At 43.3% G+C, this 2,909-nt stretch carries 2 protein-coding genes and 3 pseudogenes; 1 reads left to right on the top strand and 4 read right to left on the bottom strand.

Features of this window, described 5'->3' with window-relative positions:
• Window positions 1-131, top strand: a pseudogene (locus tag H6F92_RS00485) (IS5 family transposase); the annotation flags it as partial.
• Window positions 132-214: 83 nt separating this feature from the next.
• Here the strand turns inward: H6F92_RS00485 and hemB are convergent.
• From hemB to H6F92_RS00465, 4 genes and pseudogenes are all read right to left on the bottom strand, one after another.
• Complete coding sequence (gene hemB, locus H6F92_RS00480; protein ID WP_190356405.1) at window positions 215-1,195, bottom strand: porphobilinogen synthase; 981 nt, start codon at window positions 1,193-1,195, stop codon at window positions 215-217.
• Between the two features lie 116 nt (window positions 1,196-1,311).
• Window positions 1,312-1,968, bottom strand: coding sequence for a GTP cyclohydrolase I FolE (gene folE, locus H6F92_RS00475; protein ID WP_002752393.1), 657 nt, complete (start codon window positions 1,966-1,968; stop codon window positions 1,312-1,314).
• Window positions 1,969-2,341: 373 nt separating this feature from the next.
• A pseudogene (gene def, locus H6F92_RS00470) lies at window positions 2,342-2,776 on the bottom strand (peptide deformylase); the annotation flags it as partial.
• Between the two features lie 19 nt (window positions 2,777-2,795).
• Window positions 2,796-2,909: pseudogene (locus H6F92_RS00465) on the bottom strand (IS5/IS1182 family transposase); the annotation flags it as partial.

Genomic DNA, 2,909 nt, shown 5'->3' with positions numbered 1-2,909 from the left:
GTCGTCTCAAAATATTTCGGATACTTTCATCAAGATACAGAAATCGCAGACGGCGATTTGGTCTGAGATTGAATTTGATTGCTGGTATCTACAATTACGAACTTCGTTACCGAGAAAAATATATATCTTGATTACTTTTGCAAGAGATCTATAGCCTTGGTCGGCAGGTATGGGGAGCGCAGGATAATGTCTATCAATTTCGCTGGCAAAAACCCTAAAATCGGCTTTCCTGTTTCATTAATGCCACATCGAGAGCAAAATAGGTCAAAATCAAATCGGCCCCCGCTCGTTTCATACTGGTTAAAGTTTCCAAAATCAGGCTTTTTTCGTCAATCCAGCCCTGTTTTGCCGCCGCTTTAATCATTGCGTATTCACCACTAACATTGTAAGCGGCGACGGGAAGATGGCTACTATCGCGCAGACGACGGATAATATCGAGGTAGGCCAGAGCGGGCTTAACCATAATAATATCTGCCCCTTCTGTTATATCTAAACTGGCTTCCCGTAAGGCTTCCCGACTATTAGCCCCATCCATTTGATAGGTTTTCTTATCACCAAATTTTGGCGCTGATTCTAAAGCATCTCGGAAGGGACCATAATAAGCAGAGGCATATTTAGCCGTATAAGCGAGAATTCCCACATCTAAATAGCCAGCCGCATCTAAAGCTCGACGGATCGCCCCAACCCTACCATCCATCATATCGGAAGGAGCGACGAAATTAGCCCCGGCCGCCGCTTGCGAGAGCGACATTTTCACTAAAACTTCTAGGGTTTCATCGTTGAGAATTTTCCCGTCCTCCACAATACCATCATGACCATAAATCGAAAAAGGATCGAGGGCTACATCGGTGATAATAATTATTTCAGGGACTTCTTTTTTGATCGCTTTCACTGCCCTTGGCACTAAACCATCGGGATTATAACTTTCTCTGCCGCAATTATCTTTTTTATCTTCGGCAATCAGGGGGAAAAGAGCGATGGCATTAATGCCTAAATTATAAGCATTAACTACTTCTTTGAGCAATAAATCGAGGGAATAACGATAACAATCGGGCATAGAAGGAATAGCCACCTTTTGATTTTCTCCCTCCATGATAAAGAGGGGATAAATCAAGTCATTAACGGTTAATTCAGTTTCACGAACAAGACGGCGAATCGCTGGAGTATAACGAAGACGACGGGGACGAATCAGCATGATAACAGCGAGTTAAAAATAAAAAGTAAACAGTAAATAGCTGGTTTTGCTCTAGTTTTTTACCTAGGCAAAAACCGGGGATAGGACGATCAAATAATCCTGATCCCCCTGACTAATTAGTGAAAATCGGGACTATGACGAATCAAACTCATAAACTCTTGACGAGTCTTAGCAGAATCGGCAAAAATACCGCGCACGGCACTCGTAGAAGTCCAAGAACCGGGTTTTTCAACCCCGCGCATTACCATACACATATGAGTCGCTTCAATCACCACAGCTACCCCTTGAGGTTGTAGTAATCCTTGCAAAGCATCGGCAATTTGTGCGGTTAAACGTTCCTGCACTTGCAGTCGTCTGGCGTACATTTCACAGATGCGGGCAATTTTCGATAAACCGATCACTTTCCCGTTAGGAATATAGGCAACATGAGCGCGGCCGATAATTGGTAAAATATGGTGTTCACAGGAGCTAAAAATATCGATGTCTCGGATTAAAACCATCTCGTTAGCATCCTCGTGAAAAACTGCCCCATTCAGCAATTCATCCAGGGATTGCTGATAACCAGAAGTGAGAAATTTTAGGGCTTTTACTACTCGTTTGGGAGTGTCTCGTAAACCTTCGCGATCGGGATCTTCTCCTAATCCTAACAGCAGTGTTCTTACCGCTTGCATCATCTCAGCTTCCGATACCGGCGATTTAGGTTCGGTAATCACTTCGGGAAAGTGATTGTAGTCATCATTGTCGAAAATTGCTTTGGATTTAGCTAAGGTCATAGATATTTTTACGGACTCCAATAGTTAATTGATCGGCAAAGTTTTCTGATTCTACCAATGTCAATAAATACCCTTTGCTAGAGTATTTATTTTTCTGGGCATCTAGACGATAACTAATGAAAGCTATCGGGTTATTCCCTCATCTGTGGGGTTATCTCCGGTGCGGAAATATTGAGGGCAGGCAGGGTTCTACTACATAATTAGTCTATCTTGTCAAGTAGTTCGTTTGTTTGCTATCTTGGACTTCCTAGAATGATAATCGTTATCATTTTAACAAACAATTTAGATTTACCAACAAAAATTTTGTCGCCAGATAAAATATTCCCGTTGAGTTATTTAACTTATTTTGAAGAGATAGGCAGATTTTGCGATTTTATCGCTTATATTCAGCAATATTCCTGATTTTATGGTATTCTTCCTCCGAGTATAAATCCGCCGGAGAAGCAAGGCGATCGAGAAAGAGGATTCCTTCCAGATGATCGTATTCGTGTTGAAAGATGCGCGCGACAAAATCCCTGAAAACTTGACGGATTTCCTGACCATTGCGATCGCAATAGGCCACCTCGATCCACTGATGACGGGGGACAAAACTGCGCCAATTGGGGACACTGAGACAACCTTCCCAACCCTTGACCATTTCCTCGCTCACCCGCAAAATACGCGGATTAATCATGGCAGTGGGTGACATCATCGGAGCGTCGGGATAACGAGGATTGGGGTGAGAAGCAAGGATAAACAGACGCAGAGACCGAGCAACTTGGGGCGCGGCGATTCCCACCCCGTGGGCAGCTTGCACCGTGGTAATCAGGAGACCTCCTGCAAAAGTCCTATTCAGCTACTTGATGATAGCCTAAAGCAAGTTCATAGTTGTAAATGCCAGCGATTAAATTAAATCTCAGACCAAAACGCCGTCTCCGATTCCTATATCTTGATGATAAAAT

The organism is Microcystis wesenbergii FACHB-1317 (genome assembly GCF_014696875.1).
GTDB classification, from domain to species: Bacteria; Cyanobacteriota; Cyanobacteriia; order Cyanobacteriales; family Microcystaceae; genus Microcystis; species Microcystis wesenbergii_A.
This window is presented reverse-complemented; position numbering and strand designations above follow the sequence as displayed.

Excerpts from the sequence above, each read along its gene's own strand:
- folE (WP_002752393.1), bottom strand. The coding sequence starts at position 1,968 with ATGACCTTAGCTAAATCCAAAGCAATTTTCGACAATGATGACTACAAT.
- hemB (WP_190356405.1), bottom strand. The coding sequence starts at position 1,195 with ATGCTGATTCGTCCCCGTCGTCTTCGTTATACTCCAGCGATTCGCCGT.